Below are 21,688 nucleotides of genomic sequence, written 5' to 3'. Positions count from 1 at the left end.
AGATCCTCTAGACGCTTGGCGAATGAATTCGCCGCTAAATAAAACGAAGTTCACCTACGTGAACTTATACCATTTCACCAAATAAAAACTACAAGTCATTGCTCCTCTGCTCCTCTGCTCCCCTGTTCCCTCCTATCCAACGAAATTGATAAGCCTCACTTTCTGCACCCCAAACTTGATTACCAGTAGCATCAAAGCCGCGATCCCAAGTATCCATACCTGCTTGGTGTAAAGTGATGCGATTTGTGATTCGTACTGCACCTTTGTAATTACTTGGACATCCCGACGCGGATGTTTCTCCGATATAATTCTGTTGTTGACGACGCAGAAAGACACTACAGTTTGACGTGCCAATATCTTTCACGTTAATGATGCGTTGCGCTTCAGGTTTATTGCATAAACCAATCCAAGCTTGGAGTGTTGGGGGTCGAAAAACAGCTGACTCGATACTATTGTTATCTACACTCGGTGCAATTCGCAAAAAACGCTGACGATAAGGCTGGGAAAGTCGTTGTGAAAGTGCTTGTTCTTGATACATAAATACTGCATGAGGACGCGCGATCGCAGCAGCATTTTTGACTATCACTTTACAATTCGTGATGCGGACATCTGGTGCATTAGGGTTAGCACGGGCTTGCGCTGAGGTATCCATCGCGCCATCAAGGTGAGAAACAACTTCCTGCACTTGTTGTGCAGGTGAAGGTTGACGATTTGCAGGCGCAGCGTTAATCGGACTCGCATAAGTGAAAACAGCAGCACTCACTAATATTGCAATACTCTTTTTACTTCCCACAGCAGTTACTCAAAGCGATCGCACACAACTACACATACAATAGTTTAATAGATACCTGACCCCTGATCTCTCATACTCCTGGTTGCTGTTGTTTTGTTAAATATCTGCTGAGTGCATACGCCATATCACCGCGCGTCACTGGCTGTAGTGGTCTAATATTACCTTGAGCATCAATATTGACAAATCCTTCATTTAATGCTGTGGCGATAGAGCGTCTTGCCCATGTGGGAACGGATGCGGCATCGGGATATGGCGTGAGAATCTCGGCAACGGTATCATCAGGAAATTGATAGACTCCGTATGCTTGGGCAAAAATCGCGAAGGCTTCCGCACGATTTACCCTTTGATTAGGAAAAAACATATTTCCCCGATAGCCGCGCATAATACCAGTTTTCAACACAGTTTGAATATTGTTAAACGCCCAGTGCGAAGCAGGAACATCTTGAACTTCTACTAAGTTTTCTTGTGTAGCAGCCGCACGTGTATCAAGGGCAAAGGCATTGACTAAAATTGATGCAAGTTCAGCGCGACTAATAAATCGTTCAGGATGAAATTGCCCATCAGCATAATTATTCATCAACCCCGCAGCAACGACCTGTTGGATTGCATCAGGAGTAGATATTGTTGCAGGTGGTGTTTGTGCGCTCGCTTCGGGTACTGCGAAAAACGCGATCGCACTCGTACTTTGAATGACCATCGCCACCCAAAGTGTACCAGCAAGCCGATGTATTCGGGACATATCTAATTGACTCCACCCTCACTCAACACTTCCGTTTTCATACTAGTCACGACGATGCAGTTTAGGGCAAAGTTGCGTAAACATAGCCACTGCACCGCAAATCTTGCTCAAATAGAGTTAAGTTACTGCTAACACTTAACTAATGCCGTCAAATATCGATTTGTTACCTGCAATCTCAGCAAAATCAATTCGGCTAGAAGGAAAGCAATTTTTTGTGGATGATAAAGGCGATCGCTTACCCAGTGTCACGACAATTCTCAACGCTACCAAACCGCAAGAACAACGGGAAAGACTTTTCAATTGGCGACAGCGTGTTGGTGCAGAGGAAGCCAATAAAATTGCTGGAAGTGCGAGTCGTCGAGGTACGCAGACACATAAACAAATTCAGCGCTATCTTTTAGGTAAAGATACAATTTGTTCTCAAAATAGTCTTCCTTACTGGGAAAGTATCCAACCAGTATTACAAGATATCGATACTGTGCGTCTAGTTGAAGGTTCAATTTTTCACTACGACTTAGGCTACTCTGGTAAAGTCGATTGCGTTGCGAGTTACAAAGATACTCCTGTTCTGTGCGAGTGGAAAACTGCCGATAAACCTAAAGGTTCCATTGAGCGACTTTATGAATATCCCCTACAACTTGCTGCTTATCTTGGAGCTGTCAATCATTCTTATCAAGATTATGGCATTAAGCTTGACCATGCACTCTTAGTTGTTGCGATTCCAGACACACCAGCCGAAGTTTTTTGGTTTGAACCAGCACAAATTCAACATTATTGGCAACAGTGGATTGAGCGAGTAGAAGCTTACCGAAAATCACAAAAGCTGGAGTTTGATTGGTAGTCTTTTCTCCCCAGATTGAATTCTCAAAGCTAGCTTCAGCAGATCTGGGGCGATCTGAGCGGTAAATTACAAATCGCTTCTTCACTGCGTTAAACTATGACAAAATCCTTACTGGTAATTACATTAGCCTGCATACCAGTCAGAATAGCTAATAGCTCATTGCTGCTATTCAACTGAATCAAAGTATTGTTGGCATTCGCTCCTATATCTTGAGCAATCCGCAGTTGATCAAACGTCAGTCCTCCCGACAAGCCCAGCTTGTCCTCGTTGTCCTTGAAGTCGATTGACATAGGAAATCATTCCGTTTTTTTAGTGCATACATGTTGTAAACAAGTCTGTAATGTGAAACTACCAACGTGATTCTCCGCAGTTTTGTAGTCTAGCTAAAACTTGAATTTCTTGAGTAATAATATTGCCGTTTGGCTCTAGATATTCCTCGTTGAACTTAAAACTAATTACTGTGCCAGAATCGTAGCCTGTAATTCTATCAATAAAGAAAGGCGTACCCATGTCATAGGGAACACCTGGATCAATATGACAGCAGTTTGGATGTTTAGCTAAAAACTCATCGAAGCTAGTATATCTGTTTTTTCGCTCCAAGACTTTAAATTCTCCATCGATTACAATATTGTCAAAAACAGATCTATTCCAAATATTAAAAAGAGATTCCATTTGCTCCCTATCACTGAGATATCTCAATTTTCTAAAACAAAAACCTGAATAATTTAGTGCAAAGAATGGCAGAAGTATTGCACACAATGACAGAAGAATACTGGTAAGTGAGATGAAGATTTTTTTCATGTCTTACACCAATCTAGTTGTACACTGACAATTTTAATTCTTGCGAATCGGCGTTAAGACAGCAATTTAGACCAAAAATAACCTCATCTGCTTCAAGTTCTGGTGTAGCATTTCAGGGCGAATTAAACTATCATCTGCAAGATTTGTTGGAGTGGTTAATTGTCCGTATAAATATTGATTTGTTATGTTATTTATATTTAGTTGAACCATAATTTATCCAAATAAATTATCATCGCGGTTTACCACAATTTTGCAATTAATTATCAAAGCGTTTCTCTCCTATTTTGAGCAAACCGTTTTTATCTAAATAGCGTACTTTAAAATTAATCACTACAACATCGCCCGAATTATAGCCAAGAATGCGATCGAGAAATTTTTGCAGGAGGAACTTCATAACCACTGCCAGGATTCACGGAAGAGCATTCTGGATACAATGCTATATATTCATCGAAGCTTTTATACGGAATGTATTTGTTATTTCTTGGTTTTACGTGTATCCTATAAAGTAAATCTGTTCGCTTATTTTGGTAATCAAATACTGCTCTAATTTTTTCTTCATCACTTAGGTAACGCATCTGAGCAAAACAGAAGCCAGAATAGTTTAAACCAAAATAAATAAAAAGAATTAGCAGGACGCCACCAATAAATAAAAACTTTCTCAAGATTCACTATCCGTACTCGTGAGCCTCAATCATTTTCACTATTTTGTCTTACACATAGTTGTTTAATAATTAATTTGTGCTACAAACAATTTACTTTTAGTGTGTTTTTTATTTCGATGCAAGTTTTAAATAACCCGTCATATATTTCATAACATCTTACTAATCTGCATTCTACAATTTTTAGACCTGTTCGGCAAAGCTTTAAAGTTGATTTAATTGGCTAAGAGCTTTTACGCAATAATCTTCAATCAATGAGAATATTACTGAAGATAATTTATAAACAATTCATGAATTTACTAGTAGAAATTCAGTGATTTCTCTCTTTCTCAAAGCTGATGTATAAAGTAAAAACCAAGCAGCCAATCGTCTGAGCATCAACCGCACCATAGCAGCATAGACCATCGACTCACTTACTTCTGGCAGAAGTTCATAATCCTTGCTCAATCGTCGATAGCGTCCTAACCAACCAAAAGTCCACTAAACTACCCACCTTTAGGACATTCTTGGTGCTGTATATGCTGCCATGCAGTTTGTAAAAAATATGACCTTTGCTGAATTTGAGAAGGATAGAAAAACAATTTTTGCATCAAATAGAGCAATTCAAATCACTGGGGAAGCAGCAAAAAAGATTCCAGAAATAATGGTAATGATGCCTCCTATTTTGGAAGATTTGCAAGAAGATGACTCATGCTTGTTGAAAATATCAAGTAATTAATAAAAACAAGTAACTGAATCAAATTTGTTTAAATTTATACTGCACTAATAAAGTAGTGAAAATGCGATCGCTCAAAAACATGTATTTGCATTCTAGCTTTTCAATAACTCTTCAGGTAAACGCTGTAAAACACGCTGAAAAGGTGCTGTGTCGTCTAAACCTCGTGCTAGTATTAATGAACCTTGAATTTGTAATATGGCATCTTCTGCTTTTTGGTGCGCTAGTTTTTCTTCAAATCCAGCATCAATCAAAACCTGTGCCAAACTGCTAATCCAACAGGTTAAAGCCTTTTGAATTTCTGTCGCAAACAACTTTGATTCGAGTGATAATACTGCTAGAAGACAGGTGTGTTCGCCGCAATTGTACAATTCATTAACTTTTTGCGTCATCGCCTGAATTCGCTCGATCGGTTGACTGTGACTGCGCAACGTTGCAAAAATATTTGTCTCCATCCAGTCCTTGAGATAATTGAGAACAGCTTGCGCCATTTCTTCTTTACCTTTGGGAAAATGATGATAAAGACTGGCTTTACCTAAACCTGTAGCTTGCGAAAGTCGCGTTAATGTTGCCCCTTCGTACCCATATTGCCGAAAAACTTTGAGTAATTCGATAATGACTTCTTTGTCTTTGGACATCTAAACGATTTCAGTTCTCTCCTTGACATTGTACCGAACGATCAGTAAAAATATTGTACCGAACGATCGGTACATAGTCGTGCGCGATCGCAACTACAGGAGACGTCATGTTGAAATTGTACGATTTCCCACTATCAGGCAACTGCCACAAAGTACGGTTAATGTTGTCACTGTTGCAACTTGATTATGAGCTAATACCTGTCAACTTGAAGGAAGGCGAACAGAAAACAGCAGCGTTTTTGCAACTGAATCCGTTAGGGCAAGTACCAGTACTCATTGACGATGACTTGGTAGTTTGGGATTCGCAGGCAATTCTAGTTTATCTCGCGCGCCGCTATGGAGGTGAACAATGGCTCCCTACGGATGCAGACTCAATAAGTAAAGTCATGCAGTGGCTATCAATAACAGCTAATAACGTCCAAAGTAGTATAGCTGCGGCTAGGTTGCATTTCTTATTTAATACCCAGCTAGATTTAGATGTAGCACAACAGAAAGCTTACCAAATTCTGCAAATATTCAATGAACACTTGAGTAAACGTGACTGGTTAGAATGCGATCGCTTGACGATTGCAGACATTGCCTGTTTTCCTTACATCGCGTTAGCACCACAAGGCAAAATTTCTTTAGATGCTTATCCTCATGTCACTAATTGGATCAACCGTATCAAAGATCTTCCTGGTTACATCAGTATGCCAGGTATTGCAGGGTAGGGGGGCAGAGGGGAATACTAGATGTCCTGCGTGAATGTGCTTGCGAATGAATTAGCAGCTAAATAAACAAAGTCCACGGAGGTGGACTTATTTTAGTGTACGAAGGTACACTTTGCTTGAATAGCCCTGACTTCAGTCGCAGGGCATCTGTGATTCATGCAGGAAGGCTACTGTATTTCTATCTATTCAAAACTCAAAACTAGCCACTAGCCACTAAATATCATGGAAACTCCTTACCACGCCGGAGAACTTGCGGTTCAAAATCAAGCGGGAGTGCAAGCAGAAGCTGCAAGCTTGGGAAATATCATTGGTGCAATTATTAAACCAGCAGCAAAAGACTTTTTGCAAGATCAAAGATTTGCGATCGCATCCACTATTGATTCAAATAATGTATGGGCATCGTTGTTGACTGGAAAACCTGGATTTGTGCAAGCGATCGGCGATCGCACCATCAACATTCAAGCGACAATTCCTAGCGAATCACTGCAAATTGGTTTGCTAGTTATCGATTTTGCAACTCGACGACGCTTAAGAATTAACGGGAAAGCTACGAGAAAATCTGATGATAGTACTGATATCGCAACTCAACAAGTTTATTTCAATTGCCCCAAATATATCCAGCGGCGTCATTTAGTTGCAGATGCCACTCAGCTATCTACTACGTCTGTTCAAGATTTTAATAGTCTCACTGTAAAACAGCAACAGTGGATTACTCATGCTGATACATTCTTTATTGCCAGTATGCATCCTGAAAGTGGTGCTGATGCATCGCATCGTGGTGGGTATCCTGGATTTGTTCAGGTAGTGAATGCGAAGCAACTTGTATTTCCTGATTATGTTGGTAATAATATGTTCAATACTTTGGGTAATATTACGGTTAATCCAAATTCAGGCTTGTTGTTTGTTGATTTTGAATGTGGTAACACATTACAACTTACAGGAAAAGCTAGCATCATTTGGGATGAACGTACACAGCAATTTTCAGGTGCAGAACGTCTTGTAGAATTTCAAATTGAAGGCGTTAGAGAAACTATTAATGCTACAAATCTACGATGGAAGTTTGCAGAATACTCTCCGTTTAATTCGGTATTGTAATTGAAGCGATCGCTAGTTAAATATCTGCGCAACACTACAACTAAAATCAGGTAAAAGAGGACTATTTAAATCGTCTTCTTTATATAAAGTTGCTGCTAGTTTCAACACAGCATTTTCTCGCCGATAAATTTCTACCTGCTGCTTTTGAGGATCGATAATCCAATATTCTTGTACGCCTTGAACTGAATAGAGTTTCAGTTTGAGTTGGCGATCGCGTTTCTCTTGTAATTCTCCTGGAGATAGTACCTCAATGACTAACTCTGGTGCATCAGTTAAATGTCCTGCATCATCTAGTATTGCTGCCAAACGTTGATTACTTGCCCAAACTACGTCTGGAATCACATTATCTGCTTCTGTAAAGATGATTCCTGGTGCGAAAGCAACTTTTCCTAAATTGTTTTTACTTGACCAAAGCTCTAATTGTGTACCGATTTTGACACAAATTTCTTGATGCTTCCAGTGAGGTGCTTTACTCACTAACAACTCTCCATCAACAATTTCGTAACGATTTCCGTCATCTGGAAATAAATCTATATCAGCTGTTGTCCAGCGGACATTTGCTGCAGTATTCATCAAACCACTCCTAGCAGTGGATAGTATAGATATTCTATCAATTTTTATCGGCTAACTAACACGTTTTGAGTTAAAGCGATCGCATCATTTACACTTTGAGCAACATCAATCTTTTTTGGTGCTAATTTCTGAAAAAAATCATTGCTATTAATGTCATCATTCAACAAAATGACTGGCTTGTTTGATTTGATTGCTAAAGCTATTTCTGAGGCGGTTCCTGCACCCATACCGCAAGCAATGACAACATCACTCGAAAGCACGTTAATATTATTTCTGGCATTACCCATATCAGTAATAATTGCAATATCAACCGCAGGAGAAACGCCACTTGTATCGTTACCAGGAAGAATACCAACGGTTAAACCTTGGGCTGCTTTTGCGCCTTGATTTGCAGCTTCCATCACGCCGACATTTCTACCACCAGTTAGCAGTATCCATCCTTGTTGAGCAATGAGATATCCTAGCTGATAAGCATTTTGTAAATCAGTTGTAGTTGCTTGTTCGCCAGGACCCATCACCCCAATAATAGTTTTACGAGTATGTTGATTCATCACTATTTATTAACTCAAACTTCCAGCAATCATGCCAGCAAGTACAAGAAAACCTAACCAAACATTTTGGCGAAACATCTCTGCATAAGCTGAATTTGGAATATCTTTTTGTTTTAAACGAATATACTGCCAAATCCAACCTGCTGTAGCTAGTGCAAGCGCAATCCAAAAAGCAAGATGAAGCTGTAATTCGATACCTAGCCAAGCAAGCAAAGCAACTGTTCCAATAAAGAAAATACCGATCGCATCTGCTGCATAATTGCCAAAGAATAAAGCGCTAGAATTTATACCAATGCGGCGATCGTCATCGCGATCGCTCAATGCATAAACTGTATCAAAACCTAATGTCCATAGTACCGTTGCTCCCCAAAGTAACCATGCTGGTAACGATAGCGATCCTGTTACTGCACTCCAGCTAATTAATACGCCAAATCCCCAAGCGATCGAAAGAACTAATTGGGGAACGGGAAATACACGTTTCGCGCCAGGATATAAGAGAATAACTGGTACAGCAGCGACACATAGCACAAATGATAAGGTGTTGAGATACAGCGATAACCCAAACGCGCAGATCAACGCAGCTAAGGCAATTACAACCCCTATCTTGACAGAAAGCGCACGAGATGCTATGGGACGATTGCGGGTTCTTTGCACTTGCGGATCGATATTGCGATCCCAGAGATCGTTAACAACACAACCCGCCGCACTTGTCGCGAGAGTTCCTAAGACAATCACACCAACAAGCGGTAATGGTGGTGTTCCCTGCGCGGCTAAAAAGACTGCCCAAAGTGCGGGAATCATGAGAATTAACCTTCCTTCAGGCTTATCCCAGCGCAATAAGCGAATGATTGTAAACCACGTTGGTTCAGAGTTCTGTTCGTGCTGTGTCAGCATGGTTTAAAAAGTTACCGTAAATGAAATAATGAAATCAGGAATTTTGGATCGGCTTCCCCTATAGAATATCGTTATTCGGATCAGGGCTGGAGTTCTAGTGAGTGTTCATGGTCAATTTAGTATCAGCCAGTTCAATAAGTCTTCCTACTGTGGTAATGCAGCAGGAAAAAATCCTCGCTGCCATAGACTTGGGAACAAACTCCTTACATATGGTAGTCGTGCGCATTAAACCGGAACTACCAACTTTTAGTATCATTGCCCGAGAAAAAGACACTGTTAGGTTAGGCGATCGCACAACTGATGGAAATTTAAAGCCTGAAGTAATTGAAAGAGCGATCGCAACTTTGGGTAGGTTCCAAGAAATTGCCCGCAGCCTCAATGCAGACACGATTGTTGCTGTAGCGACAAGTGCGGTACGCGAATCTCCCAACGGCAAAGAGTTCTTACAACAGGTAAAAAATGAACTCGATCTCAATGTTGACTTAATTTCAGGGCAAGAAGAAGCAAGACGCATTTATCTTGGCGTTTTGTCTGCAATGGAACTTAATAGCCATCCGCACGGAATTATTGATATTGGTGGCGGTTCCACAGAACTCATTCTCGGTGATAGTCACGAACCGCGATCGCTAAGCAGTACTAAAGTCGGTGCAGTGCGGCTTTCAAGCGAATTTGTCACGACTGATCCCATTAGCAATGCAGAGTTTCAATTCTTGCAAGCATATGTGCGTGGGATGTTAGAACGTCCTGTCGAAGAATTGCTAGCCAAGTTGCAACCTGATGAAAAACTCCGCTTGTTGGGAACTTCGGGGACAATTGAAACACTAGCAGTCATCCATGCACGAGAAAAATTAGGGATGGTTCCCTCGCCGTTAACAGGCTACCAACTGAGTCTTAAAGACTTACGGGAAATCCTCAACCACTTGCGCAAACTAAGTTATGCCGAACGCGCCACAATTCCTGGAATGTCGGATCGCCGATCTGAGATTATTGTTGCTGGGTTAATTATTCTGCAAGAAGCCATGATGCTGTTGGGTGCAGATTCTATTACAATCTGCGAACGAGCGCTGCGTGAAGGTGTCATTGTAGATTGGATGCTGACTCATGGCTTAATTGAAGATCGCTTACGTTATCAAGGTTCGGTACGCCAACGCAGTGTGATTAGAACCGCCCAAAAATATCAAGTTAAGTTAGAGTATAGCGATCGCGTTGCCGCTTTTGCGCTGAGCTTATTCGATCAAACCCAAGGAGTACTACACAACTGGGGAACCGAAGAACGCGAACTTCTCTGGGCATCTGCAATTTTACATAACTGCGGTCATTTTGTTAGTCATTCTTCGCACCACAAACATTCATACTACCTCATCCGGAATGGCGAACTCCTCGGCTATACAGAAACTGAACTTGAACTGATTGCTAATATTGCCCGCTATCATCGCCGCAGTGCCCCTAAAAAAAAGCACGATAACTATCGCAACTTACCTACAAAACAGCACCGCCAAACGGTAAGTCAACTCAGTGCATTGCTGCGAATAGCCGTTGCCCTTGATCGCCGTCAGATTGGTGCGATCGCGCAAGTTCGGTGCGAATATCGCCCAGAAGCCCAAGAATTTCACTTGTGGCTAACTCCATCGCAACCAGGTGATGACTGTGCCCTAGAATTGTGGAGTTTGGATTATAAAAAGGATGTTTTCGAGGCTGAATATAATGTCAAGCTAATAGCCACCCTAAAAGCTTCTGAATCTCAAATCGAGCCTCCAATCATGCTAAGTTGAATAGCCTCGATTAAAGAGAAGTTGGTGGCACGGATAGAAATAACTAAGTAACTGCTATTTTGTTATTTTAATAATCATTATCATTATTATCTAAAGAAGATGTTACCTCTGAGGAGTGTTGATTAATGCATCGTTTTTTGAAGCTGAGTGCTATTGCAATTGTGATGATTTTATTGACTACTGTCATAGCTTCTCCTGGTAAAGGACAAGATGCTACACCACCACAAATTGTACCTGGACCCTGGGGAGATATTGTAGACCCTGTGACTCCGCCTGTATTCGAGTCAGAAGCAGATCGGATTACCTTTGATCGTCGCCAGCAGGTGCGAGACAATATCAAGTCACTTTCGTTCGCTTGAAGGTATTATCGAGTATGATGTCCCCTTTCAAGCACATGCGATGCAGCACATTGAGGCACTAAATGCGATCGCCTTCATAAAAGTAATGCTGAGCATTTTGTTGCAGCATACTTGAACAAAGAAGTTTCCTGAATATTTACTCTAAGCCTAATATATTCTTGCTCGTTCAATTACTAATCATTCTACCGAGTCTTTATGAATCTCTTTTCACAAAAAAAACCAAAGCTGACCCGAAAAAAATGCAGCAACTTAAAACTTGGATCTACGAACTGCTGCGCTTAGAACCGGAGATTTCGGTTTCTTTCAGCCAACTGCAATGTAAAGAACCTGGATGTCCACCAGTTGAAACTGCAATTACAATTTTGACTGATCCAGCCCAACAATACAAAATTCATAAAGCGATCGCTGATATTGAACAAGCTGATTTGTTAAAACTTTTTCAGGCTGAATAGTAGTGTGAGTTTTATTTGTTTCTGTCTACAAAATCAAGTTATTGTGTCTCATCAATTCACCTAATTTGCCTTAGAAGTTCTAGGCGAATAAATTTGCTGATAGACAAACCACATCCACCTCCATATAATTACTTACAAAATCCTTTTTTAGGGATAATAAAAATAGTCCACTCAGATAGTTCAAAGAGAATTGGAAGGTATTTGCAATTTATACTCAATAATGACAAATAACAGATTGATTTCCCTGTTTAGAAAACGAAACATATACTCGTGAATTCTCAGAGCAAGTTTCAACCGCATTATTTCTTCTAATTGTCACAGGCTTAAAAAGAACACAGCTCTGAAAATTAGCTTTATCATCAAAAGATATTGAGTAACCTTGTTTGCATGAAAAAGCTAAACTACCTGCTTTTACATCAACGTGATTATCAATAATACAACTTTCGATTGAGCCATTTTGATAAGTATTAATCGTACCACCTTTACAAGGTAGTGCTGCTTTAACTGGCAGAGAAAAAGTGAAGCAGTTGATTGTAAATAAACCTAGGAATGAGCTAATAGCTGTAAAAAATTTGAGATAAAACTTACTTGACATAGACTTTAGTATTAACTAAAAGAAGTATTCATAATTTATCTAAGTATTTCCTTGATTCTGTCTTCCGTAGCAATAAATTAGGTTTATGAATTATGAAGATTTTCACAAAGAGTTAATGAATACTTACTTATTTATCTATAGCTTTTGTATAATTTTGTTTGCGTAAATTCCAGTATGTGTTGCTAAAATTTAATAACGTTGAGCAAATTTATCAAAAGCAAAATGCCTCTAGAAGGGTCTCTAAAGGCGTTTTGTATCTTATTTTAGAAAAATCAAAAAGTTGTCTTTTGTATAGATATACCTTAATTAATAAACCATCTACCAGAGCATAAAGAGATAAGCGATCGCTTCTTAAAGAGATGTTATTTAGGTTATGATGCTTGTCAAAAGCCGATGGTTTCTGTTAGCGACTTTTTGCATATTGCTACACGCTTTAGGTGGAGAAAGTCAATGCATTTCTATCGTGTATGCCAGTAAAAAATGCAACTATTGTACTGTTTACAATAAGAAAACTAGTCATACTATTATCTTATCCTGTTAATCAATACAATTCAAGCTACAGAACACTACATATAGTAAGACGCAGTCAGGTGAGGACAGGTATATTGAGTAAATGTATTGCTCGATAAAGTTTTAGAAAAGCTAAGAGCTAACAGAAGAAATTGCTAACCGCTATCAATACAACAAAAGCCCGCGAAAATTATCTTGGGCTTTTTATATAATATTGATGTTATCTACGTAGCTTTGCGTGAGTGAGAGCCTTAACCAATATTCACTTTAACAACTTTGTTCTTTTCTGCTTCAGCTTTAGGCAAAGTTAAGTCTAAAACACCATTTTTGTATTCTGCTTGAACTTCATCGTTCTTGATCCGAGTTGGCAGTGGAATCACTCTTCTAAAAGAACCATAACGAAACTCTGAGCGAGTCATACCTTTTTCTTCTGTTTTCGTTTCGCTTTTGCGTTCACCACTGACAGCAACAGCTTCCGCAGTTACTTGGACATCCAAATCTTTGGCTTCCATTCCTGGAATTTCCAGCTTGAGATGAACTGCTTCAGGAGTTTCTTCAATCTCAGCCGCAGGAACAAACGCCATACTACTAGTTTCACCATCACCAGTACGCATCAAGCTATCGAATAGGCGGTTCATGTCCCGTTGTAAACTATCAACTTCACGAAATGGTTCCCAACGAATTAATGCCATGTCCTTTACCTCCGAATCTACGCTTCCTCTAACAATTATTCTTTCAAATGATGATTCAACACTGAGACAAACTGGATCGCTGATTTAGCAGCCAGTTGAGTCACTTAACTCAACCTGTTAATAAGCTATCAAATACACAAAAGCTTGTAGGTTCGGTTGTTTACACAGCATGAGTTCATCTTTCCGCCCCATTTTGAGAGCAGGGGTGCAGAGGGGTAGAGGAGATCTGAGGAGAATACTTTGTCTACCTAATTCAAAACTCAAAACTCAAAACTAACTACTCATCACTCTCCTCGCAAATTCTGGTAGCGGTAAAAAGCGTAGGTATCAAACAAGCCTCCGACAAGGCTGCAAGTCAGTGAAATGACAAGAAGTCCATGAAAAGGACTGTCGCTGCCAAACGTAGCGAGAAACTGCAAAATTTGGTTAGCGATCGCACTCGCAATTCCTTGCATACCAGGAATATAACCAATCAAAGAGGTGCTTGCGACTAACACGCCGACTAACAACATCGGTGCGACAAAGCTCAAAATGATTGATAGCAGCAGCGAACGGAGAAAGTTGGATAAAATGCTCATGCTCATGCTCATGCAGGCAATTTCCAGTTTTGATATCCAAAGGACATTTGTTACTTTCTACAATACGAGCGATCGCACCAAACGAGGACAAATTTCAACAATCTTAAGTTTTTATTAAAAGATTTGTCTACTTGTTCTAAGTGTTGTGACACATCACAATGATCTTGACTTGTTCAAATTGCCTAATGCAACACACTGTATAGCTATATTTCATAGGCTTTCCACTCAAGATTGGACTACCTACAAAGTTCTTGACAATTCTGAAAAGATTTTTACAGTAAATTAAGCTTGACAAATTGCCACATTGCCATTTAGAAATGGACTGAGCTATAAGCTGCTATTGTAATGAGTAATGCAGTGGGTAATTCTTCCCCTAAAACTATATTAGATCAACATCAACGCATTGAGTGACACGCGAAGTTCAAGTTTAGGAATGTGGAGTCAGCGGCTGCTGGCAGCACTGTTGCTTGGTGGACAAGTTGTTGTTCACTTACTGCGAGGCAAAGTTCACCGCCGCAACACACTCGATCAAATGGCTGCTGTCGGTCCCGAATCGCTTCTAATTGCGTTGATTACAGCAGCCTTTGTGGGTGCTGTTTTTACAATTCAAGTCGCACGCGAATTTATTCAGTTTGGTGCAGGAAATGCTGTAGGAGGAGTACTGGCACTCGCTTTGACTCGCGAACTTGCCCCTGTACTAACAGCAGTAGTTTTGGCAGGGCGTGTTGGCTCAGCATTTGCAGCAGAAATCGGCACGATGCGGGTTACAGAGCAAATTGATGCCTTGTATATGCTCAAAACAGATCCAATTGATTACCTTGTCATTCCCCGCGTGATTGCCTGCTGTCTCATGTTACCAGCGTTAACACTACTATCTTTGGTGACAGGTATGTTGGGAGGACTGCTCATTGTAACTAATATCTACAACCTTTCCCAATCTACTTTTCTAGATTCAGCTCGTAATTTTCTTAGTGTCTGGGATATTTGTAGCGCTGCCATTAAAGCAGCTTGTTTTGGCATACTGATTGCCATCATTGGTTGTAGCTGGGGTTTAACAACAACAGGAGGAGCAAAAGGTGTTGGACAGTCAACGACAGCAGCAGTCGTCACAGCATTACTCGCTATCTTTATCAGTAACTTTCTCTTAACAGCTTTAATGTTTCAAGGAACAGGCAGTGCAGTACTACGCGGAATCTGATAACAAGAGGTTTTAAGATAGGAAGTAAGTTAAAGGTCATACTTGTAACAGAGGATGCAAAACTGTGACTCCTTCTTCGTCAACAGCAACTACTGAGCTTGCACCTAATTACACGCTCCCTGTCGTTATTATTGTTGCAGCTATTGGGCTTATCTTAATTTCTCCTTGGATAGGAGGTGTCATTGCTCTATTTGGTATGTTTCTCATGTTCCAAGCAGGAACGCTGCGCTTGCAATTTACAGATACTGCGCTTGATATTTACCGAGGAGAAAACTTAATTCGTCGCTTTCCTTATCAAGAATGGCAAAACTGGGAGATTTTTTGGTCTAATATCCCTATTTTATTCTACTTCAAAGAAGTAAAAAGCATTCATTTTTTACCAATTATCTTTGATCCTAAAATGCTCAGAAGTTGTCTAGAACAGCGCATTCCGAAAGCAGAACCGAGAAGCTAGCAAAGAAAATAGTAAGATGATATGTCTTAACTTGCTGAATTTCAAATTCATTATTTATGAATCAAGACCAACAAAACCAAGAGATAACTAACAAATCTTCAGTAGAAGCAGAGGAACAATCTGACCAAGAATTTGTACCAGCATCTGAAGAAACAAATCAAGAACTTGTCTCAGAACCTGGAGTCGATTTTTTAGTTGAACTAGAGCAACTGTCTGAGGTAGAGTATGCCAAAGAGCGCGATCGCGTTGTCGAAGCTCAACAACAATTAAGCGAGCTAAAAAGTCAAGCAGCTGAACTAAAGCAAGAAATCTCAGCACTCCAATCACAACGCAAAAAGCTGTCTGAGCAAGTTAATCAAACTCAAAGTGCCCTCGATCAGGTCGTGCAAGAATCTTTATCACAACTTGAACAACGCAAGCAGTCATTACAAATTGCCGTAGAACAACTCGAACGTCGTCAAGAACGAATTCGTGCGGAAATGCGCACTACATTTGCCGGAGTTTCTCAAGATTTGGCAATTCGAGTTCAAGGATTTAAAGACTATCTCACAGGTAGCTTGCAAGATTTGGCAGCAGCAGCAGAACAACTTCAAATAGCACCGAAAGTTAAAGAAGAACCGGAACCACGGCAAGTCGAACCATCAAAACCTGTTGAAGAAGCCCCCTCAACACCACAATTTGCCGAACCGCGCTTTCAATCAACTGCTAAGCAAATTCGCCGTTTGCTTGATGAGTATCGTGCTGAACCAGATTATTATGGTCCACCGTGGCAACTCCGCCGGACATTTGAACCTGTCCATGCAGAACGAGCCGCTAATTGGTTTTTTACTCAAGGTGGGCGTGGTGCTTTACGCACAATGGGAAGTCGCTTACAGAATATTCTGATTGCGTCTGCTGTAATTTCTGTTTTATATACACTACATGAGGATCGCCTGCGCACACTCATTTTAGCCAATACTCCAGAACGCCTCGGTGACTGGCGGCGCGGCTTACAAGATTGCTTAGGAATTGGGCGTCCTGATTTTGGTCCAGATCGTGGCGTTGGTTTATTTGAAACTCCGGAAGCCGTCGCGCTAAAAGCCGAACGACTTGTCAAAGGCAACTTCATGCCACTGATTATTATTGATGATTCCGAGGATAAAGTTAGCTTAGGGCTTTTACAATTTCCTCTCTGGTTAGCCTTTGCCCCTGATCCTCAAAGGATGGCGCGAGAGCGAGAATACGATTTCTAAATAACTGCTGAGGAGGAAAAGTGAATGGCATCTAATTATGTGTTTACTGATACTCAGCATTTGCCAGAACTAGAACGGCTGCGGACAATTGAACAAGTTTTCGATCCACTCAGCCATAGACAACTTCAAGCAACTGAAATCGCCCCAAATTGGCAATGTCTTGAAGTTGGAGCAGGCGCAGGCTCAATCACACACTGGATGGCAGCAGTTGTTGGACAACATGGTAAAGTGACAGCTATTGACGTAGATACACGTTTTTTAGCCAACATCAAGCTATCAAATGTGGAAGTCATAGAAGCAGATATCCGACATTTTGAAGTGAATGCTTCTTTTGATCTTGTTCATGCTCGTTACGTTCTGATTCATCTTCCAGACTTTCAAGTTGCGCTGTCAAGAATGATTGATTTGCTCAAACCTGGTGGATGGCTTGTCATAGAAGAACCAGATTTTTCTGCTGCAAGAGCGATCGCTGGCAAAGAAACAGCTTGTCAGTCAGTTAACTGTGTCAACCGTGCTATTTGGCAAATGTTTACTGACCGCGGCATGGATTATGCTCTTGGGGTTAAGTTACCAGCAATATGTCAACAGCTTGGCTTACAACAACTATCTGTAGAGAATGATGCTCCTTTATCTCAAGGTGGATCGGGAGTCGCCAAAGTCATGAGAATGTCTACTGAGCAACTTGCTCAAAAATATATTGCAACAGGTGAAGCATCACATCAAGACATCGAACAATATTGTCAATTTGCCGAAGATCCGCACACTTGGGCAATATACTATTCAACTATAGGGATTTCAGCTAAAAAAGTAACCTAATTAGACAAAATGGAATAAACCTTGAAGAAAGTTATGAATGCTGAGTTATGAGTTATAAGTTTGAGAGAGTTGAAAAAATTCTTCAATTCAAAATGTGCTAAGGCACCGGTACGCTAACAAACTTCAAAACTCAAAACTAATCATAGCCAAAGCACCACTCTATTCACTCACTCCTCGACGCCACTTGCTACAACGGGGGACACCCCCAAGGGCGCAGTGGCTCCCCCTCGCGCTCCTCACCCCTCTTCTAGCCACTAGTCACTTGCTCCTATCCCCTTTGAATCACTATCCTATATGGCAGTTTGGTTAAGTTTGTGTGCAGCAATTTTACTAGTAGCTTACCTGCTCGGTTCAATTCCAACAGGCTACACTGCTGCAAAGCTACTCAAAGGCATTGATATTCGCGAACATGGTTCGGGTTCTACTGGTGCAACAAATGTGCTCCGGACACTAGGAAAAGGACCAGGATTTATTGTATTGGTCATTGATACTTTAAAAGGAGTTTTAGCGATCGCACTCGTTCGCTGGAGCTTCATCGCTGCAAGTCAAAACCTGATTCCTGCTAACGTAGATCTAGCAACCTGGCTACCTTGGATGGTGGCACTCGCTGGAATTGCTGCCATTCTAGGACATAGTAAATCAATTTGGTTGGGCTTTACTGGTGGTAAATCAGTTGCTACGAGTTTAGGTGTCTTACTGGCGATGTCGTGGCAAGTTGCTTTGTCTACTGCTGCTGTGTTCGGGTTAGCTTTAGCAGTGTCACGGATTGTTTCACTCAGCTCAATTGCAGGAGCGATCGCTGTTTCTCTCTTGATGCTTGTTTTAGGTCAACCGTTACCTTATCTGCTATTTGCGATCGCTGCTGGTTTTTATGTGATTATGCGCCATCGCAGTAATATACAGCGGTTACTTGCTGGTACGGAACCTAAACTAGGGCAAAAATTAAACTCGGAAGTTGAACAAAGTATTAACTCATAGTCTCAACTCCTTACACGCCGCGAGGAATCGTAATCTTAGTCACTTGCCATGCTCGGATGAGATTCATTTCTCCATTGCTAGGATTCAAGCTATACAACTTATTGAGCGGATCGTATCGCGGTGCTCCTAGTGCCACAAGTTGCTCTGCTGGGGAACAAGCCAGATCAAATAAACCGCTATTCCAAGCTGTAGAGTCAAATTTTAGTTGTGACCCCACAATCGGTCTTCCTTGTGCCAAGCTTAGCTGTACTAAACTGGTTTCACCTGTACGACTAGTGACAATAGAATAAATTGTCCCGTTTGGACATTGCGCTAATGTACTAAATCGGTCAGTTTGGGGTAAATTGATGCGATTAGTTGAAATCACTTGACCAGTATCAGGACTAATCGATACAAGTGCTACAGGTGGTCTACTGTTCCTTCTCGAAGCTAGAGCCAAAAGTGAACCATCATTAGCTGCTAACAAACTATCAATCTTCTGCTGTCTATTTAAACCAGTAACCGTCACAGGTGGTCTTGCTGAAGCGCCACCCACAAATGCAAGACGAGTTGCATTGCGTTCTCTCCTCCCACCTGAAACAGGAGAAATAGCAAGTACAAAGGTGCCATCAGATAAGTTGGTGAAACCACTCAACTGTTCGCCTGCTTCAAAACTAGTCGTGGCTATATCCTGAATTTCACCCGTGGCGACATTTAACGACTGTACAACAATTCTTCCGAATCTACGTTCAGGACGGGCACCGTAAATGATTAACGATGTTTGGGCAGAAGTTCGGTTAGCGAGAACTCCAAGAGCAGTTGTTGCAGTACCTGCGATCGCCATATAGCCGAACTGACGGCGTGTAAGCTTCATTTTCATATCTAATACTTAATATCTCTGAGCGCTAGGTTAATTGAATCCAGGTGGCTACTGACGGCACGTTATTGTTGTCAGTAATTGAGAGCATGTACCAACCAGGTGTAGCGATATTTCGGTTAGTCGTTACTGTGGCATTAAGAGAAGTACTTGTGCGAGAGGCAATTGGTGCGTCCACTAATCTCTGGTCAGTTTCTAGACCGTGAGTCGTTGCCATTGGTTTAATTAAATTGACCCACTTGATATTTGCCGCTTGGGGTGTATTAATTGTGATTGTTCCGCCATAAGCAACTGTTTGGGGCGCACTTTGAATCACTGGCCGCGACATTTGCATATATGCTGGACTATATATCTCTAGGCGGCGTTCCTCAATAGTGCGATCGCGATTTCCTCCCGCCGCAACGACCCTACCATCTGGAAGCAGCAATGCTATCGCATGATACAAACGGTTGATGTTAGATGGTGTTCCTAGTTTCCAAGTGTTTGTCGCTGGATTATAAATTTCTGGGGTTCGCGTTGCCGTACTCTCATTTTCGCCCCAAGCACTACCATTACACACAAATATTGTGCGATCGGGTAATATTACAGCATTGTGATGCATGCGAGCATAGTTTAACGGTGCTGCTGATGTGTAAGACGGGTTAGCAGTTTTTAGGTCTACAATACTTACTCTTTTGGTTGCTTGACCATAAAACTCGTTGGCACCACCAATAATCATGACCTTCTGATCTTGAGCAGGTGGTAGCATTACACTAGCAGCTTGACCACCATAGTCAACATCTTGCAGTCCATTGACAGGTTGTTCTGTAATTGGCTGCGTGAAATCTGTGGGCAAAGTCAATATACGAGGATAGACACCATTGTGGTAGGTAAAGTAACCTCCAGAGTAAAATACTCTACCATCCGCAAGCAAGAACAGGTGAGCATAGAGATCAAAAAGACTTGTCTGCTGCGTAAAAAATGTCCAACTATTCGTTCCAGATGAATAAATTTCTGGGTATGCGTCGATCAAACCATTTTCATCATATCCCGACACAGCTAACACTCTTCCATCACCTAACGTTACCACCGTGGGATACCAGCGACCGCTGTTCATCGAGGTCAACTCTATCCATTGCTCAGTTATTGGATCAAAAGCAAGTGCCAACGGTGAACCGTAGAACGGATCATATTGCAGCGTACCACCCGCAAACATGAGACGACCATCGGGAAGGAATGAGTGTCCACCGCAAAACAAGTCTAGTGGTAAGCCTGAGTCGTCTACAGGAGTGAGTGGCTGAAAGAAAGTACCAGTACTCACATTCCAAACAGCACTACCCTTTGTTTCACCCATCTTTGTAGGATCGTTACCAGAACCAGCAACAAAAAACACTTTGCCAGTCCGCAACAAAATGCCATGAATTGGGTTTATTGGGCAATTGTATGATAGTAGTTGCCAGCTATCTGTTGCAGCAGTTGCATTAGCAGTCGCTGTGAATGTTACACTGCCAAGGCTTTGTGTTCTAGCGCGTACAGTAACTGTTCCTGGTGTTGTACCTAATGTAAGGGTTGTACTCGCTTGACCGCTGGAGTTAGTTCTGACAGAGGCTGGGCTAACTGAACCACTACCGCTAACGATTGAAAATTGAACTAAGACATTTCTCGCTATACTGCCATTGTTGTTATTAACTCGTACAACTAAAGGAGCACTGAGGGTAGTCCCTACTGTACCACTTTGATTGTCACCACTTATTTTAGTGATTGGCATTTTAATTAACTCTTATACTAATTTTGAAAGCTTTACGTCATTACTGAATAAGCTCTGCTACAGTCTGATGCGTTCATCACTAAACACTCTGGCTGCGATTTCTTTATTCGTAATGTTTTTTAAGATTTATCAATAAATATAGAACTTTAATAAAATTAAAATTTATGAACTTTAGTGACTTACTCTACTATACGTTTGCATCATATGAAACGACGCAATTACAGTTAGAAGCCTGCTCAGTTTAGCTTGTTCTAAATTGTTAAATTTACATAAAACTCTATAAGTTCTGGCTTTTGTTACACCAAAGAAACAGCTATGCAAGTTGAATTACGAGCTTTAAGCTATTGCTTAGCTATTTAATTTTACTAAGTTTATTTTTACAATTATATAAATTATATTTTTAGAATTCTTTTCTCCTAAAAGAAGTTAATGTATTTAAT

The 21,688-nt window shown here is 41.0% G+C and carries 26 protein-coding genes and 1 pseudogene; 12 read left to right on the top strand and 15 right to left on the bottom strand.

What is annotated here, in order from left to right:
- Nucleotides 1–88: 88 nt before the first annotated feature.
- Complete coding sequence (locus CSQ79_RS21720) at nt 89–793, bottom strand: chromophore lyase CpcT/CpeT (RefSeq protein WP_099703222.1); 705 nt, start codon at nt 791–793, stop codon at nt 89–91.
- 70 nt (nt 794–863) lie between these two features.
- Nucleotides 864–1,532: an S-layer homology domain-containing protein gene (locus CSQ79_RS21715; RefSeq protein WP_099703221.1), complete on the bottom strand. Its 669-nt coding sequence runs from the start codon at nt 1,530–1,532 to the stop codon at nt 864–866.
- Nucleotides 1,533–1,674: 142 nt separating this feature from the next.
- Here CSQ79_RS21715 and CSQ79_RS21710 point away from each other — a divergent pair, with 142 nt between their 5' ends.
- Nucleotides 1,675–2,373, top strand: coding sequence for a PD-(D/E)XK nuclease family protein (locus CSQ79_RS21710; RefSeq protein WP_099703220.1), 699 nt, complete (start codon nt 1,675–1,677; stop codon nt 2,371–2,373).
- 89 nt (nt 2,374–2,462) lie between these two features.
- On the opposite strand, the gene CSQ79_RS21705 is transcribed toward CSQ79_RS21710, so the two are convergent.
- The 4 genes and pseudogenes from CSQ79_RS21705 to CSQ79_RS21695 form a co-directional block, all read right to left on the bottom strand.
- The gene (locus CSQ79_RS21705; RefSeq protein ID WP_099703219.1) at nt 2,463–2,663 is read right to left on the bottom strand and encodes a hypothetical protein; all 201 of its coding nucleotides are present in this window, start codon (nt 2,661–2,663) and stop codon (nt 2,463–2,465) included.
- A gap of 58 nt (nt 2,664–2,721) precedes the next feature.
- On the bottom strand, nt 2,722–2,973 hold the full coding sequence (locus CSQ79_RS21700) for a hypothetical protein (protein WP_143755490.1): 252 nt from the start codon (nt 2,971–2,973) through the stop codon (nt 2,722–2,724).
- 457 nt (nt 2,974–3,430) lie between these two features.
- On the bottom strand, nt 3,431–3,568 hold the full coding sequence (locus tag CSQ79_RS28290; RefSeq protein ID WP_289501406.1) for a hypothetical protein: 138 nt from the start codon (nt 3,566–3,568) through the stop codon (nt 3,431–3,433).
- Between the two features lie 553 nt (nt 3,569–4,121).
- A pseudogene (locus tag CSQ79_RS21695) lies at nt 4,122–4,310 on the bottom strand (hypothetical protein); the annotation flags it as partial.
- Between the two features lie 25 nt (nt 4,311–4,335).
- Between CSQ79_RS21695 and CSQ79_RS21690 the strand changes: the two are divergent.
- Entirely contained in the window at nt 4,336–4,551 is a 216-nt protein-coding gene (locus tag CSQ79_RS21690) for a HepT-like ribonuclease domain-containing protein (protein WP_354000924.1), read from the top strand.
- A 92-nt stretch (nt 4,552–4,643) separates the two neighbouring features.
- Here CSQ79_RS21690 and CSQ79_RS21685 read toward each other — a convergent pair whose 3' ends face one another.
- Complete coding sequence (locus tag CSQ79_RS21685; protein ID WP_099703216.1) at nt 4,644–5,186, bottom strand: TetR/AcrR family transcriptional regulator; 543 nt, start codon at nt 5,184–5,186, stop codon at nt 4,644–4,646.
- A gap of 107 nt (nt 5,187–5,293) precedes the next feature.
- Between CSQ79_RS21685 and CSQ79_RS21680 the strand changes: the two genes are divergently transcribed.
- Both CSQ79_RS21680 and CSQ79_RS21675 read left to right on the top strand, forming a co-directional pair.
- Nucleotides 5,294–5,896: a glutathione S-transferase family protein gene (locus CSQ79_RS21680; protein WP_099703215.1), complete on the top strand. Its 603-nt coding sequence runs from the start codon at nt 5,294–5,296 to the stop codon at nt 5,894–5,896.
- Nucleotides 5,897–6,118: 222 nt separating this feature from the next.
- Complete coding sequence (locus CSQ79_RS21675) at nt 6,119–6,991, top strand: pyridoxamine 5'-phosphate oxidase family protein (RefSeq protein WP_099703214.1); 873 nt, start codon at nt 6,119–6,121, stop codon at nt 6,989–6,991.
- A 12-nt stretch (nt 6,992–7,003) separates the two neighbouring features.
- Here the strand turns inward: CSQ79_RS21675 and CSQ79_RS21670 are convergent, their stop codons facing one another.
- The 3 genes from CSQ79_RS21670 to CSQ79_RS21660 are packed head-to-tail and all read right to left on the bottom strand — an operon-like array spanning nt 7,004 to nt 9,009.
- Nucleotides 7,004–7,564 (bottom strand): Uma2 family endonuclease, encoded by a 561-nt coding sequence (locus tag CSQ79_RS21670; protein WP_099703213.1) that lies wholly within the window; start codon nt 7,562–7,564, stop codon nt 7,004–7,006.
- A gap of 44 nt (nt 7,565–7,608) precedes the next feature.
- Complete coding sequence (locus CSQ79_RS21665) at nt 7,609–8,115, bottom strand: TIGR00725 family protein (RefSeq protein WP_099703212.1); 507 nt, start codon at nt 8,113–8,115, stop codon at nt 7,609–7,611.
- Between the two features lie 9 nt (nt 8,116–8,124).
- Complete coding sequence (locus tag CSQ79_RS21660) at nt 8,125–9,009, bottom strand: 4-hydroxybenzoate solanesyltransferase (RefSeq protein ID WP_099703211.1); 885 nt, start codon at nt 9,007–9,009, stop codon at nt 8,125–8,127.
- 107 nt (nt 9,010–9,116) lie between these two features.
- Between CSQ79_RS21660 and CSQ79_RS21655 the strand changes: the two genes are divergently transcribed.
- From CSQ79_RS21655 to CSQ79_RS21645, 3 genes are all read left to right on the top strand, one after another.
- Nucleotides 9,117–10,781 carry a Ppx/GppA phosphatase family protein gene (locus CSQ79_RS21655; RefSeq protein WP_099703210.1) on the top strand — a complete coding sequence of 555 codons (1,665 nt, stop codon included), beginning with the start codon at nt 9,117–9,119 and terminating at the stop codon, nt 10,779–10,781.
- 125 nt (nt 10,782–10,906) lie between these two features.
- Nucleotides 10,907–11,140 carry a hypothetical protein gene (locus tag CSQ79_RS21650; RefSeq protein ID WP_099703209.1) on the top strand — a complete coding sequence of 78 codons (234 nt, stop codon included), beginning with the start codon at nt 10,907–10,909 and terminating at the stop codon, nt 11,138–11,140.
- A gap of 239 nt (nt 11,141–11,379) precedes the next feature.
- Nucleotides 11,380–11,592 (top strand): hypothetical protein, encoded by a 213-nt coding sequence (locus CSQ79_RS21645; protein WP_099703208.1) that lies wholly within the window; start codon nt 11,380–11,382, stop codon nt 11,590–11,592.
- Between the two features lie 214 nt (nt 11,593–11,806).
- Here CSQ79_RS21645 and CSQ79_RS21640 read toward each other — a convergent pair whose 3' ends face one another.
- From CSQ79_RS21640 to CSQ79_RS21630, 3 genes are all read right to left on the bottom strand, one after another.
- Nucleotides 11,807–12,187 (bottom strand): hypothetical protein, encoded by a 381-nt coding sequence (locus tag CSQ79_RS21640; RefSeq protein ID WP_099703207.1) that lies wholly within the window; start codon nt 12,185–12,187, stop codon nt 11,807–11,809.
- Between the two features lie 761 nt (nt 12,188–12,948).
- Nucleotides 12,949–13,389: an Hsp20/alpha crystallin family protein gene (locus CSQ79_RS21635; protein ID WP_099703206.1), complete on the bottom strand. Its 441-nt coding sequence runs from the start codon at nt 13,387–13,389 to the stop codon at nt 12,949–12,951.
- A gap of 284 nt (nt 13,390–13,673) precedes the next feature.
- Nucleotides 13,674–13,967: a hypothetical protein gene (locus tag CSQ79_RS21630; protein ID WP_099703205.1), complete on the bottom strand. Its 294-nt coding sequence runs from the start codon at nt 13,965–13,967 to the stop codon at nt 13,674–13,676.
- 403 nt (nt 13,968–14,370) lie between these two features.
- Here CSQ79_RS21630 and CSQ79_RS21625 point away from each other — a divergent pair, with 403 nt between their 5' ends.
- The 5 genes from CSQ79_RS21625 (at nt 14,371) to plsY (ending at nt 18,645) form a co-directional block, all read left to right on the top strand.
- Nucleotides 14,371–15,165: an MlaE family lipid ABC transporter permease subunit gene (locus CSQ79_RS21625; RefSeq protein ID WP_099703204.1), complete on the top strand. Its 795-nt coding sequence runs from the start codon at nt 14,371–14,373 to the stop codon at nt 15,163–15,165.
- A 64-nt stretch (nt 15,166–15,229) separates the two neighbouring features.
- The gene (locus CSQ79_RS21620) at nt 15,230–15,619 is read left to right on the top strand and encodes a DUF3119 family protein (protein ID WP_099703203.1); all 390 of its coding nucleotides are present in this window, start codon (nt 15,230–15,232) and stop codon (nt 15,617–15,619) included.
- A gap of 56 nt (nt 15,620–15,675) precedes the next feature.
- Nucleotides 15,676–16,851, top strand: coding sequence for a DUF3086 domain-containing protein (locus CSQ79_RS21615; protein ID WP_099703202.1), 1,176 nt, complete (start codon nt 15,676–15,678; stop codon nt 16,849–16,851).
- Between the two features lie 24 nt (nt 16,852–16,875).
- On the top strand, nt 16,876–17,667 hold the full coding sequence (locus CSQ79_RS21610; protein WP_099703201.1) for a class I SAM-dependent methyltransferase: 792 nt from the start codon (nt 16,876–16,878) through the stop codon (nt 17,665–17,667).
- Nucleotides 17,668–17,961: 294 nt separating this feature from the next.
- Nucleotides 17,962–18,645 carry a glycerol-3-phosphate 1-O-acyltransferase PlsY gene (gene plsY, locus CSQ79_RS21605; protein WP_099703200.1) on the top strand — a complete coding sequence of 228 codons (684 nt, stop codon included), beginning with the start codon at nt 17,962–17,964 and terminating at the stop codon, nt 18,643–18,645.
- 10 nt (nt 18,646–18,655) lie between these two features.
- Here the strand turns inward: plsY and CSQ79_RS21600 are convergent, their stop codons facing one another.
- Both CSQ79_RS21600 and CSQ79_RS21595 read right to left on the bottom strand, forming a co-directional pair.
- Entirely contained in the window at nt 18,656–19,504 is an 849-nt protein-coding gene (locus CSQ79_RS21600) for a hypothetical protein (protein WP_143755489.1), read from the bottom strand.
- Nucleotides 19,505–19,529: 25 nt separating this feature from the next.
- A complete protein-coding gene (locus CSQ79_RS21595; protein WP_099703198.1) occupies nt 19,530–21,248 on the bottom strand; it encodes a galactose oxidase-like domain-containing protein in 1,719 nt (572 codons plus the stop codon).
- Between the last annotated feature and the right edge of the window lie 440 nt (nt 21,249–21,688).

Origin of the sequence: Gloeocapsopsis sp. IPPAS B-1203 (genome assembly GCF_002749975.1) — a bacterium.
GTDB lineage: Bacteria > Cyanobacteriota > Cyanobacteriia > Cyanobacteriales > Chroococcidiopsidaceae > Gloeocapsopsis.
The sequence above is the reverse complement of the archived record's forward strand: the minus strand, read 5'-3'. Positions and strand labels throughout refer to the sequence as shown.

Excerpts from the sequence above, each read along its gene's own strand:
- CSQ79_RS21670 (WP_099703213.1), bottom strand. The coding sequence starts at position 7,564 with ATGAATACTGCAGCAAATGTCCGCTGGACAACAGCTGATATAGATTTA.
- CSQ79_RS21655 (WP_099703210.1), top strand. The coding sequence starts at position 9,117 with ATGGTCAATTTAGTATCAGCCAGTTCAATAAGTCTTCCTACTGTGGTA.
- CSQ79_RS21610 (WP_099703201.1), top strand. The coding sequence starts at position 16,876 with ATGGCATCTAATTATGTGTTTACTGATACTCAGCATTTGCCAGAACTA.
- CSQ79_RS21630 (WP_099703205.1), bottom strand. The coding sequence starts at position 13,967 with ATGAGCATTTTATCCAACTTTCTCCGTTCGCTGCTGCTATCAATCATT.
- CSQ79_RS21650 (WP_099703209.1), top strand. The coding sequence starts at position 10,907 with ATGCATCGTTTTTTGAAGCTGAGTGCTATTGCAATTGTGATGATTTTA.
- CSQ79_RS21680 (WP_099703215.1), top strand. The coding sequence starts at position 5,294 with ATGTTGAAATTGTACGATTTCCCACTATCAGGCAACTGCCACAAAGTA.
- CSQ79_RS21665 (WP_099703212.1), bottom strand. The coding sequence starts at position 8,115 with ATGAATCAACATACTCGTAAAACTATTATTGGGGTGATGGGTCCTGGC.
- CSQ79_RS21660 (WP_099703211.1), bottom strand. The coding sequence starts at position 9,009 with ATGCTGACACAGCACGAACAGAACTCTGAACCAACGTGGTTTACAATC.
- plsY (WP_099703200.1), top strand. The coding sequence starts at position 17,962 with ATGGCAGTTTGGTTAAGTTTGTGTGCAGCAATTTTACTAGTAGCTTAC.
- CSQ79_RS21600 (WP_143755489.1), bottom strand. The coding sequence starts at position 19,504 with ATGAAAATGAAGCTTACACGCCGTCAGTTCGGCTATATGGCGATCGCA.
- CSQ79_RS21595 (WP_099703198.1), bottom strand. The coding sequence starts at position 21,248 with ATGCCAATCACTAAAATAAGTGGTGACAATCAAAGTGGTACAGTAGGG.
- CSQ79_RS21715 (WP_099703221.1), bottom strand. The coding sequence starts at position 1,532 with ATGTCCCGAATACATCGGCTTGCTGGTACACTTTGGGTGGCGATGGTC.
- CSQ79_RS28290 (WP_289501406.1), bottom strand. The coding sequence starts at position 3,568 with ATGAAGTTCCTCCTGCAAAAATTTCTCGATCGCATTCTTGGCTATAAT.
- CSQ79_RS21635 (WP_099703206.1), bottom strand. The coding sequence starts at position 13,389 with ATGGCATTAATTCGTTGGGAACCATTTCGTGAAGTTGATAGTTTACAA.
- CSQ79_RS21615 (WP_099703202.1), top strand. The coding sequence starts at position 15,676 with ATGAATCAAGACCAACAAAACCAAGAGATAACTAACAAATCTTCAGTA.
- CSQ79_RS21675 (WP_099703214.1), top strand. The coding sequence starts at position 6,119 with ATGGAAACTCCTTACCACGCCGGAGAACTTGCGGTTCAAAATCAAGCG.
- CSQ79_RS21710 (WP_099703220.1), top strand. The coding sequence starts at position 1,675 with ATGCCGTCAAATATCGATTTGTTACCTGCAATCTCAGCAAAATCAATT.
- CSQ79_RS21685 (WP_099703216.1), bottom strand. The coding sequence starts at position 5,186 with ATGTCCAAAGACAAAGAAGTCATTATCGAATTACTCAAAGTTTTTCGG.
- CSQ79_RS21640 (WP_099703207.1), bottom strand. The coding sequence starts at position 12,187 with ATGTCAAGTAAGTTTTATCTCAAATTTTTTACAGCTATTAGCTCATTC.
- CSQ79_RS21645 (WP_099703208.1), top strand. The coding sequence starts at position 11,380 with ATGCAGCAACTTAAAACTTGGATCTACGAACTGCTGCGCTTAGAACCG.
- CSQ79_RS21705 (WP_099703219.1), bottom strand. The coding sequence starts at position 2,663 with ATGTCAATCGACTTCAAGGACAACGAGGACAAGCTGGGCTTGTCGGGA.